The sequence below is a fragment of the Trichocoleus sp. FACHB-262 genome, assembly GCF_014696035.1.
In the GTDB taxonomy this organism is placed as follows: Bacteria; Cyanobacteriota; Cyanobacteriia; order FACHB-46; family FACHB-46; genus Trichocoleus.
Map to the genome: position 1 here is coordinate 130,538 of NZ_JACJPK010000102.1, position 15,637 is coordinate 146,174.

Consider the following 15,637-nt stretch of genomic DNA (forward strand, 5'->3'; position numbering starts at 1 on the left):
CCCGAATAGAACTTAGGCAGGGCATTTCTTACCCCTAACATAGGCAAAACCTGAGCAAAAATTGGTGTCTTGTCTGGAAATATTCATGAAACTCTAGGCGATCGCGGAAATTTTGGGGAATAGGTTGAGCCAAGGCCGACAACATGAGAGCGTTAAGGCTGTAGCGAAGAGAGTCATCTAATCATGTTGCAGCAGTGGCAGAAACAGCCGGAGTTGCGGTGGGTGGGGGGTATGGCGATCGCTTTTTTTGTCGTGTTGTCCGCGATCGCGCTGCATCGTTATTACAACTTCTACCCAACCTATGTGGCCTTTGACCAAGGCATTTTTAATCAAGTGTTTTGGAATGGCTTGCACGGTCGCTTCTTCCAAAGCTCACTCTCTTCAACGCTGTCGGCAGCAGTCACCCAAGACGGGCAAGTGCCAGAAGTGTTTTACCATCGGCTGGGCCAGCACTTCACCCCTGCTTTACTGATCTGGTTGCCAATTTATGCCCTGTTTCCCTCTCCTGCACTGCTGTCAGTGCTACAAGTGGCTTTGATGACGGCGGCTGGCTTGGTGCTTTATGCCTTAGCGCGACACTATCACAACCCACCCTTAGCCGTGATGATTGCGGCCAGTTTCTATGGAGCAGCAGCAGTAGTTGGGCCAACGGTGGCTAACTTTCATGATTTGTGCCAGATTCCCCTGTTTGTCTTTGGGCTGCTGCTGGCAATGGAAAAGCGCTGGTGGTGGCTGTTCTGGTTGCTGGCAGGGCTGACGCTGCTGGTACGAGAAGATGCGGGAGTCGTCTTATTTAGTGTGGGGTTTTATCTGGCGGTGAGTCGGCGGCATCTTTGGGCGGGGTTGGGAGTGTGTGCGCTGAGTGTGGCTTACATACTGCTGGTGACCAATTGGGCTATGCCGCTGTTCTCGCCTGATATTTCCCGGCGGTTTATGGTGGAGCAGTTTGGGCATTTTGTGGGCAACCGGGAAGCATCTTCGATCCAGGTGATTGGAGCGATCGCCACGCAGCCGCTGCGACTCATTCAGGAAGTCATCACACCTGTCGATCGCACGATCAGCTATTTACTAGCCCATTGGCTACCTTTGGCTTTTGTGCCTGCGGTAGCTCCGGCGGCTTGGCTAGTGGCGGGTTTTCCGCTACTACAAAATTTTATGCGGCAAGACCCAACCGCTCTGTCGATTGATCTGCGCTATGCCCTCACGGTAATTCCCGGGTTCTTTTATGGGGCGGTGCTGTGGTGGGCCAAGCATCCAGGGGCCTTTACTCGGCGGTTTCGGCGCTTTTGGATTTTTTGCCTGAGTGTGTCGCTAATTTTGACGATTGTCTCGAATCCCAACCGAGCTTTGTCTTTCTTAATTCCCGATTCCTTCCAGCCTTGGGTTTACTCAGCGCCTCAAGCTCAATGGCAACATGCGGCAGCAATTCGCAGTTTGATGGCTCAAATCCCAACGGATGCCAGCGTTTCAGCGACGACCCATATCGTGTCTCATCTCTCGAATCGGCGGGAGATCGTGCGGTTTCCAGCCTTACAAGTGAGAAATGATGCGCGGGCTGTGATTTCGGTGGACTATGTGATTCTGGACTTTCAACAATTACGGCAATATCAAGTCGTATTTGATGACGATCGGCTGCTGCTGAAAACAATGGTGCCTGTCGTTGAGCGGCTTTTGGGCGATCGCTCCTACGGGTTGATTGGCTTCCGAGATGGCGTGTTGTTGATGCAGCGTAATGCTAGTTCTGACGCAATCGCGACTACGGCTTGGTCTAGTTTTCGGCAAGAACTGGAACTGATTCTGCGACAGCCTGACTAGCCAAGCAACGCTTTGTGAAGATTTAGGAATCATGTCTGCATTCCTTCGTAGCAATTACAGTCGCCGCTACACTGATATGTGAAGTTCTTAGGACTTATGTGAAGGTGCAGGAGTAGCGTTTGATGAAAATTCTGGTATTAGCTTGGGAATTTCCGCCTCGCATTGTGGGCGGCATTGCCCGACATGTGGCCGAGCTATACCCAGAACTCGTCAAGCTCGGCCATGAAGTGCATCTAATTACCGTCGAATTTGGGCAAGCCCCCAGTTATGAAGTGGTCGATGGGGTCAAAGTGCATCGGGTGCCTGTGGGCTATAGCCACGACTTTTTTCACTGGGTCGTGAATATGAACGAGAGCATGGGCCGTCATGGTGGCAAGTTGATTCTAGAAGATGGCCCCTTCGACCTGATTCATGCCCACGATTGGCTGGTTGGAGATGCGGCGATCGCTCTCAAGCACACGTTTAGAACCCCGCTCATTGCGACCATACACGCCACTGAATATGGCCGCCATAACGGCATTCATACCGATACTCATCGGTACATCAGTAGTAAAGAAACCCATCTAGCCTACAATGCTTGGCGAGTCATCGTTTGTACCGATTACATGCGCTCTGAAGCAGCGCGGGCATTGGGCAGTCCTGAAGCAAAAGTAGACGTCATCTACAACGGCATCCGCCCCGAAAAGAAGCGACGGCACCCAGATTTTGACTTTGCTAGTTTCCGTCGCCAGTTTGCCGAGGATGCCGAAAAGATTGTTTATTATGTGGGCCGCATGACTCACGAAAAAGGCGTGGCAGTTCTGCTCAATGCCATGCCCAAGGTGCTGTGGGAAATGGGCGGCTATGCCAAGTTGGTAGTCATCGGCGGCGGCAATACAGACCACTTGAAACAGCAGGCTTGGAACCTCGGCATCGCCCACAAAACCTACTTCACTGGGTTTATGTCTGAAGAAGACTTGAACAAGTTTCAAACCATTGCCAACTGTGCGGTTTTCCCTAGTCTCTACGAACCTTTTGGCATTGTGGCTTTAGAAAGTTTTGCGGCGAGAGTACCTGTCGTGGTCTCGGATACAGGTGGCTTTCCGGAAGTGGTGCGTCATACCAAAACAGGCATTGTGACTTGGGCCAATAATTCGGAGTCACTGGCTTGGGGTATTTTAGAAGTCTTGAAGAATCCGGGTTATGCCCAGTGGCTGATAGACAACGCTTATGAAGACCTAGAACGGCGCTTCAGTTGGGCCAAAATTGCCCAGCAAACAGAAGTGGTTTACAAACGGGTGGTACAAGACCGATCGCAAGTCGATTGGTAAGGTGGATTGGATAAGACGTTTTAGATAAAGCACGTTCAAACCACAAATACAGGGGGCGAGCATATGGATGGGGCTGAGCGGATTCAATGGTTAAAAGAGCATACTCAGTTGGCATCGCTCTCTGATGAAGCTCTAGAGGCGATCGCCGCTGCTATTGTCGAAGAACCGTTACAAGAAAATCGCCGTCTGGTTCTAGAAGACACCCATCCAGACGTACTTTACATCCTGAAAGCGGGACATTTAGAGAGTTACCATACCAGCCCCAATGGCCCGGCTAAAGCGGTGAGCTTGCTGCCTGGAAGCATCATTCATCTCAAGGAACTGTTGCTAGAGCAGCCGACTGAGCGAACCGTCATTACGCTTGACGATGGTTTGTTGTGGCGGATCACTAAAGAACAGTTTCTAGAGTTAGCGCAGCAATATCCAGAGATTAGCCGTACCTTCTCGCGCCAACTTGCGGCGGAGCTGAACCAGGTCACCTCTCAACTTGCCTATGAACAAGAGCGCCAATCAGCATTACGACCCTATGTGATTCCTAAACTGAAGCGGGGGGTAATTGGCAGTAGTGAAGTGGCGATCAGGCTCCGCAAACAAGTGAGAGAGGCAGCGCGCGATCGTACCTCCGTTTTACTGACAGGAGAAGCGGGAGTTGGCAAAGTCAACCTAGCGGCATTGATTCACTTTACGTCTGCGGCGCGGCACGAATCCTTAATTCGGCTCAACTGTGGCACGCTCTCTAGCAGTGGGGTAGAACTGTTTGGTCGCAGCACCCCAGGCTCAGGTAGCAAACTGGGGGTACTTGCTTACCTAGGCACCGGAACGTTAGTGCTGGATCACTTGCAAGACCTCCTGCCAGAACTGCAAGCCAAAGTAATTCAACTCCTCCAAACTGGAGAATATCGCCCGGTGAGCCGTGACGGCGAGCCGATGGCTGAATTGCAGCAGTGTGAAGCGCGCATCATCCTGACCGCAGAGCGATCGCTAGATCAGGTCAATGAGCAACTGAGCCTTGAACCTGGGCAAGCTTTGTGGAGTCACTGGATAAAAGTTCCACCCCTGCGCGATCGCAAAGCTGATATCAAAGCCAAAGCTGAATATCACATCAGTTGTTTTGCGCGTGCGGAAGGCATTCCTAGACCCAGACTCACACCCGAAGCTGCTGAAGTTTTAGCCAGTTACGACTTGCCTGGTAATTTGCCAGAGCTAGAGAGCTTATTGGAGCAAGCGATTAGCCAATCGAATGGCGCAGCTGAACTCAATGCCGATCTATTCCGCTCCGCCCAACAGCTTGCTGTCCAACTAGATCAAGTAGCCTCCCAACTCGCCTTCGAGCAAGAACGCCAAACTGCGTTGCGTCCTTATTTGGTGCCAAAAGTGCGGCGGGGAATTGTTGGTTCTAGCCGCTACGCGGTGCGGTTGCGTCAGGAAATTAAAAAAGCAGCTGCCGATCGCAAGTCTGTGTTGGTGTTTGGTGAACCAGGGCTGGGCAAAGACAACACCGCAGCGCTGATTCACTTCGGCTCTCGCGATCGCCACCAGCCGATGATCAAAATCAACTGCAACACGCTGCAAGCCAGCGGCGCGGAATTGTTTGGTCGTGTAGGCGGCAAGGCAGGGCTACTAGAGTGGATTGGTCAGGGTACGTTCCTCCTCAACAACATCCAAGAACTACCGCCTGCTCTCCTAGACAAAATTCTGCTCTTACTAGAAACCGGAACCTACACCCCAATTAGCCGAGAAGGAGAACCAACACCAGAACCTAAACGCAGCCACGCTCGGATCATGATGGTGTCAGAAAAAACGCTGCCGCAGCTAGAACGGAAGCATTGCGTTCCCCATGTGATCAAGGTGCCACCGCTGCGGGTGCGAAAGGCGGATATTGCGGCCCAAGCCGAGTACTACATCAGCTTGACCTGTCGGACCAAAAATATTGCTCGCCCCCACGTCACCCCAGAAGCGCTGCGCCGCCTCCAAGGCTATGACTTTCCAGGCAACTTCACGGAACTAGAAGGACTAATTGAACGGGCGATCGCACAATCGAATGGCGCACCCGAACTCACGGAAGAAGTCTTCTGGGCCGTGAGCAACAAAACCCGACGCTTCCGCGTGAACTTGTTAAATGCCTATCCTAAGCTGCGGCAGTTTTTACGGAGTGATTGGTGGCCCGATCGCATCAACTTTGGCTTTACTTTGGGTATGTTTGCTGTCATCGTCGCCATCTTGATGTTCGGCCCCCAAACGCGCGACAGCAACATTGGCCTCAATTTATTTTGGGCTTGGTGGTGGCCCCTGATGCTCCTTGCCTTTCCCTTTGTGGGGCGCTTGTGGTGCTCGGTTTGTCCTTTCATGATCTACGGTGAGTTAGCCCAGAAGCTTTCCTTACAAGTCTTTCCCCGCGAATTACTGCCTTGGCCCCGCCAGCAAGCTGAGAAGTGGGGTGGCTGGTTCCTATTCGGCTTATTCACGCTGATTTTGCTCTGGGAAGAACTCTGGAATCTAGAAGACACGGCTTATCTGGCGGGTTGTCTCTTACTGCTGATTACGGCTGGCGCAGTAATCTTTTCGCTGTTGTTTGAGCGTCGCTTTTGGTGCCGCTATCTTTGCCCGATTGGGGGCATGAATGGCTTGTTTGCCAAACTCTCCATGACTGAGTTGCGGGCACAGCAAGGCATTTGTTCTGCCACTTGCACGACCTATCAATGCTACAAAGGTGGTCCCGAAAAAGGCGAAGGGCAAGAAAGTCTCGGTTGCCCGCTCTACTCGCACCCCGCCCAACTGGAAGACAACCGCGACTGCGTACTGTGTATGACCTGCCTCAAAGCTTGTCCCCACCGCTCCGTGGAAGTGAATTTACGGCCTCCAGGCATTGAGCTTTGGACCACTCATCAGCCAACTTATGCCGAAGTTGCGTTGCTGTTTCTCTTGTTTGGGGCAATTTTTCTGCATCGCCTCCCCGAAATTCAAAATCACTTTGGCTGGAATTTGCATTTAGAGCATTTTGGCTGGCATGCTGCCGTTTCTGCTGTGGCGTTGTTGGTGCCTGTGGCGATCGCGCTCTTGGCTCAAGGCTTAATCCGAGTTTCTAGCCGCACCATCAAGCCGCGTCCATTCTTAGAGTTGGCCTACGCCTATCTTCCACTGGTGCTGGGCGGCAGCTTAGCTCACTATCTGCGCTTGGGTTTAACCGAAGCAGGCCGAGTCTTGCCGATTACGCTAGCCACCTTTGGCTATAGCGGCGTGAATGTGCCAATCGCCGTGGCTGAACCCGCAGTGATCGCATTCCTGCAAGCCGTGACGCTGATTGCCTCAGTCTGGTTGAGTGTGATTTTGACTCAGAAAATTGCGCGTCAACCTTTGGTCAGCTTGCTGCCTCAACACTTAGCTACGATTGCCATCGGCTCACTGTTGTGGAAGTTGATCGTCAGTTGATCAGGTTTGCTGCTCTAGCAGTTGGAACTCAATCCACTACTTTCAGGAGTCCCATATCCAAGTGGTCAGAAATCCGCCGAATTTGATTCAACTCCTCAGCACTCAACACTGCGTCTGAAGCGATCGCCATAAAAAATCCGCATTCATCCGCTTGGGTAATTTTTCCAGAAGTAAAAATGCGCTGGATGATTGGCCCAATGGCAGAACCAAGACTGCTATTGTCAGTATTCATGAGGACGATTCTGTAAGGAAAACATGAAGAAGCTCTATTAATCTGTATATTCCCTGAATTGTTGACCTCTTTGCTCCCTCCAGTTGGCTTACCTAGGTGGGTGAGCCTGAGCCATACCAGAGTAGAGATGCAAAAACTGCCCATCTTCCGAAACAACGCTTTGTTACAACGAGCGCTGACCCATAGTTCTTACATCAACGAACATCCGGCGTTTGGGGAAGATAACGAACGCTTGGAGTTTCTAGGCGATGCCATATTAAACTTTCTCAGCGGCGAATTTCTTTACAAGCGCTATCCTCAGAAGCCAGAGGGAGAATTAACGCCGCTACGCTCTGCCTTAGTCGATGAGCCACAACTCGCCAAATTTGCGATCGCCCTCAACCTCGGTTCCCTCATGCATTTGGGCCGAGGCGCAGAAATTAACGGGGGGCGGGAAAATCCCAACTTGCTCAGCAGCACTTTTGAAGCAGTGATTGGGGCTTATTTCCTAGATACAGGTTCCAATATTGAGATAGTCCGCAACTATGTAGAACCGCTGTTTCAAGCGATCGCGGATACTTTGGTTGATACCGCAGCGCAAATCAACTTCAAGAGTCGGTTTCAAGCCTGGGCCTTAGCCGAAGTAGGTCAGAACCCCAAGTACGCCATCATTGCTCAATCTGGCCCAGATCATGCGCGAGAATTTACCGCTGAAGTGCGCGTAGCCGACCAAAAGTACGGCGAAGGCAAGGGGCACAGAAAGCAGGATGCGGAAAAGAGCGCAGCTAAACAAGCCCTAGAAGCATTAGGACTGCTCTAGAACAGGGGTCAGCTCGCTAAGCTTGGCTAGAAACTGTCGTACCCCGCAAAGATTGGATCGTCGCGATCGCCTTTTCTGCCACTTGGTCAATCTCAGCTTCTGTATTAAACCGCCCAATGCCAAACCGAATGGAAGCATAAGCCAATTCCGGCGATCGCCCTAAAGCAGTCAACACATGAGAGGGTTTGATTTCAGCAGACGTGCAAGCAGAACCAGAAGACAGCGCCACTACAGGCTGTAACCCCAACAACAACGCCTGCCCATCTGCTCCTTCCACACTGACATTGAGATTACCCGGGAGACGCTGAGTGGGATGACCGTTGAGATAGATATTGCCGACCGTGCTGAGCTGTTGCCACAGGCGATCGCGCAGTTGAGTTAAGCGTTGCGTTTCTGCTTCTTGTTCTGCCAGTGCGAACTCTACCGCTTTCGCAAACCCGACGATCTGCGGTGTGTAAAGCGTGCCCGATCGCATGCCTCGCTCATGCCCACCGCCATGTAGTTGAGGTGCCACCTGCACTCTGGGATTGCGCCGCCGCACATATAACGCGCCAATCCCCTTTGGCCCATAAACCTTATGAGCTGTGAGCGACATCAAATCAATCTGCATTGACGCGACATCTAGAGGAATCTTGGCGATCGCTTGAGCCGCATCGGTGTGGAAGAGAACTTGATGCTGACGACAAAGCGCCCCAATCTCAGCCAGTGGCTGCAACACCCCAATCTCATTGTTTGCCGCCATCACCGAAACCAAAATGGTGTCTGACCGAAAGGATCGCTCCAGCTCTGCGAGGTCGATCAAGCCGTTGGGTTGCACAGGTAAATAAGTGACCTCAAAACCTAACGATTCCAGATAGCGACAGGGATCGAGAACCGCATTGTGCTCGGTACTCACGGTAATGATGTGCCGTCCCTTGCTGATGTAAGCTTCCGCCACCCCTTTGATCGCCAAATTATTCGCTTCTGTAGCCCCACTGGTAAAGACGATTTCCTCTGGCCCGCAGTTGATCGCAGATGCTAAAATCTCCCGCGCTTTGGCGATCGCGGCTTCGGCTTCCCAACCGTAGGTATGAGTCACACTCGCCGGATTACCAAAATACTCCGTAAAGTAAGGCAGCATCGCGTCTAGCACTCTGGGGTCTACCGGAGTCGTAGCGTGGCAATCCAGATAAATCGGACGATGAACGCTGGGCATTTTAAGAGGGAAACGAATGGATTCGTTGGGTGTTTGAATGTTACAGCAACACTTCAACTTGTTGTGCGATTCACAAATCAGCCAAGGAGGGAATGTAAGGCACAGGCGATCGCGCTACTGTTGAGAAAATTTGCTTCCCTGGTATGGAATTCCTTAGCTTAGCCAAAACATTTATAGATGTTCCAGTTCTGGTCAAAACCTTTGTGGCGGTCTTCGTCTTAGCTGATGCTTTGGGAAATGCCCCTATTTTCTTAGTTTTGACCAAGGGCATGGAAATAGAGCAGAAAAATAGCGTAGTCGATCGCGCTAGTCTTGTTGGCACTTCGGTAATTCTAGCCTTTGCCTTTGGTGGTCAAACAGTCTTGGATTACTTGCACATCAGCATGGGTTCCTTGGAAATAGCTGGTGGCTTACTGTTGCTGATGATCGCCTTAAAGATGTTGGAAGGGCACACAGAGACTCCAGTTATGGAGCAAGGTCGAGACGTAGCTATTACCCCGTTGGCATTTCCGCTCTTGGCAGGACCAGGTACCTTAACCAGTGTGATGTTGTTGATGTCTGACGCAGACTCCGCGATCGGTCATCTCAGTGTCGCGCTCGGCATTGTTGGTGCGATGTTTGTCACCTGGTTTATTGTGCGGCAGTCTTCTCGGATTGACCATTGGTTAGGGGCAGAAGGTGCAATCATCATCACGCAACTTTTAGGGTTTCTGCTAGCGGCACTGGCGATTGAGATTAGCAGTTCGGGAATTCGAGAGTTATTTCTGAAGTGAACTGCAATCAATAAGACTTGCCATCACTGCCAAAGTACTCGCGGTAAGCGCAAATTTTGTCTCCGCGCACATCAAAAGCGATCGCCACCCGATTTTTGTAAGGTTGACCTCGCATCACACCCTCATCCCGAAACTCAAAAACTACGGTGGTGTCATTGCTCATGACGCGATCGAGTGTCACAGTCAGGCCATCCTCAAACGTATCAGAGACATACTGCAAGAACGCCTCAGTCCTAGCTTTTCCGGTATTGAGTCCGTGATACGGCCCGATCGGAAACCAGAAGCTGAAATCTTTGGTGAGCATGTCCAAAAAGGCCTGCCACTCTCCTGTTGCTAAACCGTGGGTAAAGTGCTCAAAAGCTTGATGAGCAGTTCTGAGGGTGTCAGTCTGAGCTGTATCCATCCTGGCTCACTCGCGACTCAAAAGTAGTACTAATGACGTTACTGCTTACCTTCCGCAGTTTTGCTCTTTCTAGCGAAATCTCAATAATCTAAATCCGAAATTCCACGCAGAGGGTAGTAGATAATTCCATCAGTCTGGGTAAACCTGCGATCGCATCTCTGAAGATTCCCAGTTACAAACAAGAAGCTAGAGCGCGATCGCGGCTCAATCCGTTGACGTGAAATTCAATTCGCTGGAGTAGAGTTGCATGGAATTTACCACCACACTAGGACTAATTGCAGGCAGTTTAACCACGATCGCCTACTTGCCCCAACTAATCAAAACCTGGAAATCTAAATCAGCCGATGACCTTTCTTGGAGCATGCTGATCACGCTTTGCGTCGGGATTGTGCTGTGGCTCGTCTACGGCAGTTATGTTCACGATATTCCAGTCATTTGTGCCAATATTGTGACCCTAGTTCTTTCCTCAATCATTTTGGGCCTCAAAATTCGCTACAAGCGGAGTGGGGAGCTGGGGTGAGGATTGAGGGAATGTAGCACTCTCGCAGCTAACACTTGGTTGTCTTTTTGAGAGGGATGAAAAGAAGGCCGAGCATAGCGCAATCCGCTGATGATTGCCCTGAACAAAAGCTTCTCTTTGAAGAACCAAAATTGCATGAGGTCTTGCCAAACTTGGCGATCGCCCCATTTTTTGTCTTGCTGCAACAGCAGGATTATGCCCCAGTTCATCAGACCCAGCATTAAAAGATTTGAGATGACTAAACCCAAGAGGCGCACTCCATAATTGCGAGTTGCAGATTGCAACACCTCAAAGGCCACTACTTGGTGTTCTATTTCTTCAGCGGCGTGCCATTCAAACAACGCTCTAAGATTGGGTTCTGCTGGATCGAGGAAGCGTTCGGTCAAGGCAATCTCGGCCATCAGCGAGGTCAGGTGCTCTAACCCAGCAACGATCGCTAAATTTAACGCCAAACTCCCATGTTGCATCAGCCGTCGCCAAATCCCTTGGGCATAACGGACATATCCCTCAAAGCAATACCCTTGTTGTTGGAGATTTTTCCAAAAATGGGTGTGCTGGTTGGCATGTTGGGACTCTTGGGCAACAAACGCTCGCACCTGTTGCTGAAGTTGGGGGTCAGTAATATGAGGCAATTGCTGCTTAATGATGTGATTCATATAGCGCTCGATATTAGGGAGCAGCAACGTCAAGCTATTTAGCAGATGAGTATTGTAAGCACTGTCACCGAGCCAATAACGCTCAATGGTATCGGGAAAACGGAAGTGAATCGGGCGTACCTGAATCTTGGAGATTGCCATCATGGGTACGGGGCACCGAGTTGCTTCGAGAGATATCTTTTCTATTACCTTGTAAGAGCGATCGCGGCGGAGTAACTCTATCCCTAGGGATGAAGAGCCCTAGGAATGTAGGTTCCTATAACCGAACGCTAAAGTGCGGCTTCCGCCCTAGTGAAAGCTGAGAGAATTGTTTACATTTGTTTACAGTGAAAGTAAACAATTTTTAGAGGTGCCCCGTATGAACGGCACTCTGCGCGTCGGTAATCTGTTTGGTATTCCGTTTTATCTTCATCCGTCTTGGTTCATAGTGCTCGCACTGGTAACTTGGAGTTATGGCAGTGGGCTGGCGGCTCAGTTTCCTAGCTTGGGTGGCTTGCTTCCCCTCGGACTCGGTTTAGTCACAGCTTTATTGCTCTTTGCCTCGGTGTTGGCTCACGAACTGGGTCATAGCTTTGTGGCATTGCGGCAAGGGATTGGCGTGAAATCGATTACGCTGTTTCTCTTTGGCGGACTCGCCCAATTAGAAAAAGAATCGGAGACTCCGGCTGAAGCCTTTTGGGTGGCTGTTGCAGGTCCTGGGGTCAGTCTCATAATTTCTGGACTTCTAACTGCGATCGCTCTAGTTAGCCCTGTTTCAGGTCCACTGGCAGCTATTTTAGGATTGGTTGCCTCCATTAACCTAGCATTAGCCCTCTTTAACCTAATCCCAGGCTTGCCTCTCGATGGCGGGAACGTGCTCAAGGCGCTGGTGTGGAAGCTTACCGGAAATCCTTACAAGGGAGTTGCTTTCGCCAGCCGAGCGGGTCAAGTTTTGGGTTGGGCCGCGATCGCCTCTGGCTTAATTCCTCTCTTGGTCTTTGGCAGCACTGCTAACTTCTGGAACTTGCTGATTGGGTGGTTCTTGCTCCAGAATGCAGGGCGAACAGCTCAATATGCCACGGTGCAATCCAAGTTGTCAGGATTTACGGCAGCCGATGCGGTGACTCCCAATGGCCCAGTCGTACAAGCTGACTGGACCCTACGAGAATTTGCCGACTGGTCTTTATTCCACCACATGGCTTGGCAACGCTTTTTAGTCACCGATACTACAGGACAGTTGATGGGAGCGATCGCGCTGGCTGACCTGCAACAGTTACCAGTAGAGCGTTGGGCTACAACTCAAGTCTGGAATGTGATGCAACCCATTAACCCAGAAACCACAATTCAGGCAGACCAACCGCTGAGCGATGTAGTGAATTTGCTAGAGCAACAACAACTGACAGCGTTACCTGTAGTTCGGACTAATGGCATTTTGGTCGGGCTTTTAGAAAAAACGGCCATTCTGCGCCTACTTCAAGGCAATCTCCAAGCTACGCCTGCCTAACTGGTTAGTTTTCCTCCCCTAGATTTCATAATTCCTACCCCGTTCCCTGGAGCCACCAATGGCCTGGGGAATTTTTTTGACTGACCTTTTTGTTCAACTAATATTCAAGCGCGCTAATGGTCGTGAGTTCGAGTAAAAATGCACACACCAGGATGTTGCGGAGTAGGGTTTGGGAAAAAATTGCGGTAGCCACATAGGGACTGTCGTGAGCCAACCCAGAATGCTGCCAAAGATCAAGAGGGCGATCGCTACTTTACAGAGGTTGGTCATGGCTCGTTCGCTAGTTTGAGTTGGCTCACCAGAAAACTTCGCAACTGTAGGAGCGGTTGCAGGAACGAGTTGTTCCTCAGCTTCAAGTTTGTCACTGATTGATGACTCAGAAGAATGGCTAGGGGCGATCGCTTCGCCCACCACACCCCCGCAAAGTGGCAACACGATGTAGGTCAGCGGTGTTCCTAAGAAGGCTGAAGGGTGAGTTACAAAAGGCTGAGCCTTTGCAAACTCCCGCTGTTTATTTGTCATGATAAAAAGTAACTCCTAAGTAATACGGACTTGGGAGAACAACCAGGGTTAAGTGTGGTAGCTGGACCCTGGTTGCCACCTAGAACAAATGCGATAAGTTCAGCACCAGGCGTGACACCAACCTAACCAGATTGGCGAACACTCCTGGATCAACACAGCTAGTTTCAGTGTTATTACTGTTTTCCTACTGTGATCTATTTTTCCGTTCGATCGGGTGATGACACACCTATAAACCTGTGACCGTAATCATCCGGAGACGTGATGAAGATTAGGTAAAGATGTGACTGACCTCACCCCGCCAAGCAAATTAGGCGTTAATTCAGTCACGAGATGATTGGAACCTGAGCGGGTCTGAGGTAAATTTTGAATAATTCCAGCGTCGTCCATCTGAGCCAGTCACAAAGATCCAGCCACAAAGAGAGGGAGAGCCGCCGATGAGCAGTAACCAAAATAACGAGCAAACTCCCACCACACCCCTGTTGGCAAACCAGTTGGCCAATACTGCCACCACCCGCATGCGGAATTGGGGTACAGTGACCGCCTTAGAAGAAGGCAAGTGCTACCGCATCAATCGGATTGAGCTACAGCCAGGGCACCACATCAGCACCCAAATGCACTACCACCGCAGCGAGCACTGGATCGTGGTTTCTGGGACGGCCAAGGTAATCTGTGACGGCCAAGAAAAAATTCTGATTGAAAAGCAATCCACTTATGTGCCGATGTGCATGCCACACCGAGTTGAGAATCCAGGCGTGATTCCGCTGGTGATGATTGAAGTGCAAAACGGCGAATATCTTGGAGAAGACGACATTATCCGCTTTGGGGATGCCGAAGAAGGATAAACGGTAGCAGGCATCAGGCTTCTAGCGATTTGTTAGACTGAAACCAATAGGCTTGTCAGTCAACTTTCTGTAAGGACGCCCGCAGATGACGTTATCGATGCCTCCAAAGACTTTGTTGCTCTCTAAAGAATTACCCACCCTTCAATACAACTCCACCCGCGATCGCTTTGACGAAACCTGGCAAGCCCCCCTCTCCACACTGTTAGGTTTAGGACGAGCAGCGGGCGCTGACTTTATCGAATTTTTCTTGGAGCGCACCAACTACATCAGCTGTCTAGCAGAAGATGACGGCATCAGCAGCATTGCACCGCGCTTATCCACAGGGGCAGGCGTGCGTGTGTTTCGTGGCAAAGCCGACTGTTACGTCAGCACCAACGATCTCACTTTTGCTGGACTGAAAGCGGCTCTGGAAAAAGGCTTGTCGATCCTCGGTTTACACCTGCCTGCCCCCAGTGCTTTTGTCCCCGAAATTAACCTGGAACTGCTGCGCGACTACGCCACCAAGAAAGGCAAAGAAGCTTGGCTCGGTGGTTGTAGCTCCATGAGGGAGATGGGCGACATTCTCTTAGCTGCCAATGCTCAACTGCAAACCAAAGCTACTCACGTCCAGTCTCGACGGGCCGCTTACTTCCGGGATTGGCAAGAAGTGTTAGTTGCAGCCAGTGACGGCACTTTCGCGCGAGACATCCGCCTGACCCAATCCGTTGGTTACAGCTTGCTCTGTGCGGACGGTGCCAATCGTTCCTCCATTAGTCAGCGCGTGGGAGACACCAGCAACCCTGACTTCCTAAGGGGTTGGGACTACTCTGCCACCGCAGCAGATGTGGCGGAATCCGCAGGTAAGATGCTCTACGCCGACTATGTGGAATCGGGCACCTACCCAATCATCATGGCAAACAAGTTCGGTGGGGTGATCTTCCACGAAGCTTGCGGCCACTTGCTCGAAACCACTCAAATTGAGCGCAAAACTACGCCTTTTATCGACAAAAAAGGCGAAAAGATTGCCCATGAAAGCCTAACTGCTTGGGATGAAGGTTTGTCTACCGATGAGTTCGGCACCATCGACATGGACGACGAAGGGATGCCCGCTCAACGGACGCTGTTGATTGAAAATGGCATCCTGAAGAACTTCTTGAGCGATCGCACAGGTTCGATTCGCACCGGACATCCTCGCACCGGAAGCGGTCGTCGCCAAAGCTATACTCACGCGGCGGCATCCCGGATGCGGAACACATACATTGCTCCTGGTGAACACTCCGTTGAAGATTTGTTCGCCTCGATCGACAAAGGCATCTACTGCAAGAAGATGGGCGGCGGCAGTGTCGGCCCCACCGGACAATTTAACTTTGCAGTGGATGAAGCCTACCTGATCGAAAACGGTAAAGTCACCAAGCCCCTGAAAGGCGCAACCTTAATCGGGGAAGCCAAGGAAATCATGAACAAGATCTCCATGTGCTCTCAAGATTTAGGCTTGGCAGCAGGCTTCTGCGGTTCGGTCAGTGGCAGCATCTACGTCACCGTTGGCCAACCCCACATCAAGGTAGATTCGATTACGGTGGGTGGCCGTTAAGAGATCTAACCTAACCCCCAGCCCCTTCCCTACTAGGGAGGAGCCAGATTCAAAGCCCCTCTCCTGCGAGGCGAGGGGTTTGGGGAGA

General features: G+C 51.1%; 14 protein-coding genes. 9 read left to right on the forward strand and 5 right to left on the reverse strand.

Annotation, left to right across the window (positions count from 1 at the left end):
- The first annotated feature begins 183 nt into the window (after window positions 1-183).
- From H6F68_RS25005 to H6F68_RS29885, 3 genes are all read left to right on the forward strand, one after another.
- On the forward strand, window positions 184-1,815 hold the full coding sequence (locus H6F68_RS25005; RefSeq protein WP_190563231.1) for a DUF2079 domain-containing protein: 1,632 nt from the start codon (window positions 184-186) through the stop codon (window positions 1,813-1,815).
- 122 nt (window positions 1,816-1,937) lie between these two features.
- Window positions 1,938-3,125, forward strand: a complete 1,188-nt coding sequence (locus H6F68_RS25010; RefSeq protein ID WP_190563233.1) for a glycosyltransferase family 4 protein — start codon at window positions 1,938-1,940, stop codon at window positions 3,123-3,125.
- Window positions 3,126-3,188: 63 nt separating this feature from the next.
- Window positions 3,189-6,554 carry a sigma 54-interacting transcriptional regulator gene (locus H6F68_RS29885; RefSeq protein ID WP_190563235.1) on the forward strand — a complete coding sequence of 1,122 codons (3,366 nt, stop codon included), beginning with the start codon at window positions 3,189-3,191 and terminating at the stop codon, window positions 6,552-6,554.
- A 28-nt stretch (window positions 6,555-6,582) separates the two neighbouring features.
- On the opposite strand, the gene H6F68_RS25020 is transcribed toward H6F68_RS29885, so the two are convergent.
- Window positions 6,583-6,786 (reverse strand): hypothetical protein, encoded by a 204-nt coding sequence (locus tag H6F68_RS25020; RefSeq protein WP_190563237.1) that lies wholly within the window; start codon window positions 6,784-6,786, stop codon window positions 6,583-6,585.
- Between the two features lie 127 nt (window positions 6,787-6,913).
- Here H6F68_RS25020 and rnc point away from each other — a divergent pair, with 127 nt between their 5' ends.
- A complete protein-coding gene (gene rnc / locus H6F68_RS25025) occupies window positions 6,914-7,585 on the forward strand; it encodes a ribonuclease III (protein WP_190563239.1) in 672 nt (223 codons plus the stop codon).
- 16 nt (window positions 7,586-7,601) lie between these two features.
- Here the strand turns inward: rnc and H6F68_RS25030 are convergent, their stop codons facing one another.
- A complete protein-coding gene (locus H6F68_RS25030; RefSeq protein ID WP_190563241.1) occupies window positions 7,602-8,780 on the reverse strand; it encodes an IscS subfamily cysteine desulfurase in 1,179 nt (392 codons plus the stop codon).
- A gap of 143 nt (window positions 8,781-8,923) precedes the next feature.
- On the opposite strand from H6F68_RS25030, the gene H6F68_RS25035 reads away from it, so the two are divergent.
- Complete coding sequence (locus H6F68_RS25035) at window positions 8,924-9,553, forward strand: MarC family protein (protein WP_199300321.1); 630 nt, start codon at window positions 8,924-8,926, stop codon at window positions 9,551-9,553.
- A gap of 7 nt (window positions 9,554-9,560) precedes the next feature.
- Here H6F68_RS25035 and H6F68_RS25040 read toward each other — a convergent pair whose 3' ends face one another.
- A complete protein-coding gene (locus tag H6F68_RS25040) occupies window positions 9,561-9,956 on the reverse strand; it encodes a nuclear transport factor 2 family protein (protein ID WP_190563243.1) in 396 nt (131 codons plus the stop codon).
- A 247-nt stretch (window positions 9,957-10,203) separates the two neighbouring features.
- Between H6F68_RS25040 and H6F68_RS25045 the strand changes: the two genes are divergently transcribed.
- Window positions 10,204-10,476: a SemiSWEET transporter gene (locus H6F68_RS25045; protein ID WP_190563245.1), complete on the forward strand. Its 273-nt coding sequence runs from the start codon at window positions 10,204-10,206 to the stop codon at window positions 10,474-10,476.
- On the opposite strand, the gene H6F68_RS25050 is transcribed toward H6F68_RS25045, so the two are convergent.
- Entirely contained in the window at window positions 10,449-11,276 is an 828-nt protein-coding gene (locus H6F68_RS25050; protein WP_190563247.1) for a metal-dependent hydrolase, read from the reverse strand. The genes H6F68_RS25045 and H6F68_RS25050 overlap by 28 nt on opposite strands.
- 214 nt (window positions 11,277-11,490) lie before the next feature.
- Between H6F68_RS25050 and H6F68_RS25055 the strand changes: the two genes are divergently transcribed.
- Window positions 11,491-12,615: a site-2 protease family protein gene (locus tag H6F68_RS25055; RefSeq protein ID WP_190563249.1), complete on the forward strand. Its 1,125-nt coding sequence runs from the start codon at window positions 11,491-11,493 to the stop codon at window positions 12,613-12,615.
- Between the two features lie 93 nt (window positions 12,616-12,708).
- Here the strand turns inward: H6F68_RS25055 and H6F68_RS25060 are convergent, their stop codons facing one another.
- Window positions 12,709-13,137, reverse strand: a complete 429-nt coding sequence (locus H6F68_RS25060; RefSeq protein ID WP_190563251.1) for a hypothetical protein — start codon at window positions 13,135-13,137, stop codon at window positions 12,709-12,711.
- 434 nt (window positions 13,138-13,571) lie between these two features.
- Here H6F68_RS25060 and H6F68_RS25065 point away from each other — a divergent pair, with 434 nt between their 5' ends.
- Both H6F68_RS25065 and H6F68_RS25070 read left to right on the forward strand, forming a co-directional pair.
- Complete coding sequence (locus tag H6F68_RS25065; RefSeq protein ID WP_190433610.1) at window positions 13,572-13,979, forward strand: phosphomannose isomerase type II C-terminal cupin domain; 408 nt, start codon at window positions 13,572-13,574, stop codon at window positions 13,977-13,979.
- An 85-nt stretch (window positions 13,980-14,064) separates the two neighbouring features.
- Complete coding sequence (locus H6F68_RS25070; RefSeq protein ID WP_199300323.1) at window positions 14,065-15,549, forward strand: TldD/PmbA family protein; 1,485 nt, start codon at window positions 14,065-14,067, stop codon at window positions 15,547-15,549.
- The last annotated feature ends 88 nt before the right edge of the window (window positions 15,550-15,637 follow it).